The following is a 938-nucleotide window of genomic DNA, read 5'->3' as shown; positions in this document are numbered from 1 at the left end:
CCCTGACTTTGGTGACGCAGACCGTGCTGTAAGGCGTAGGCGTACCCAGACGCCAGGCCGCGTAGCTGGTTTCCATGTCGCGTTCGTCAGCGAATCGAAGAATCATCTCCTTGGCCTGCTCATTGGTGACCACCCGCTTCAGTACACCTTCGAGAATGAAATATTGCTCCATCTCATGCACGCCCTGATGCAAAAGCGAGTCACCCTTCTGGCCGTCAACGATCACCAGATGCGGCTCCAGCTCAGCACTCTGTTCTGTCGTAATCCCCTTCAGGACAATGTTCTGTGCCAACTGGACACGAATGACATTTCTATCTGGATGGTTTTGTATGGACAACATGGGTTCGGAGAGTGCGGAATTCGCAGGTATTTGTGCGGCCCAAATACGGAGAAAGTTGACCTCGGTCAAGGGGGAAACCTGAATCAATTCCTATGATAACCCGACGATGCAAATGCCCCCCGTGCATGCCAATGGACAGCCAGGCCTGCTCAATTTTCACCAAAGTCAAACGAAGAGACATTTCAAATGACAAAAGACACACCATCCGGAGAGCAAACCGACGGCTTTCACCTGCTGATCGATGCACTCAAGCTCAATGGCATTGACACGATCTTCGGCTTGCCTGGAATCCCCATCACAGACCTGACGCGCAAGGCGCAGGCGGAGGGCATTCGCATGATTTCCTTCCGCCACGAGCAACATGCCGGCAACGCCGCAGCGGCCGCCGGTTTCCTGACGCAGAAGCCCGGCATCTGCCTGACCGTGTCGGCTCCCGGTTTTCTCAACGGCCTGACGGCGCTGGCTAACGCCACGACCAACTGCTTCCCGATGATCCTCATCAGTGGCTCAAGCGAACGCGAGATTGTGGATCTTCAGCAGGGCGACTACGAGGAAATGGACCAGCTGGCGATTGCCAAACCGCTGTGCAAGGCAGCCT

The 938-nt window shown here is 55.4% G+C and carries 2 protein-coding genes; one reads left to right on the top strand and one right to left on the bottom strand.

Going from position 1 to position 938, the window contains the following annotated elements:
* On the bottom strand, positions 1–340 hold a 340-nt coding region (locus AC1D0Z_RS22940; RefSeq protein ID WP_477660432.1), incomplete at its 3' end, for a cyclic nucleotide-binding domain-containing protein.
* 186 nt (positions 341–526) lie between these two features.
* Between AC1D0Z_RS22940 and AC1D0Z_RS22935 the strand changes: the two genes are divergently transcribed.
* Positions 527–938: thiamine pyrophosphate-binding protein (locus AC1D0Z_RS22935; RefSeq protein ID WP_477660431.1), on the top strand; the 412-nt coding region annotated here is incomplete at its 3' end.

The sequence above is a fragment of the Polaromonas sp. P1_E3 genome, from assembly GCF_056405935.1.
Note: the sequence above shows the minus strand (reverse complement) of the source record. Positions and strands in the feature narration are given on the sequence as shown.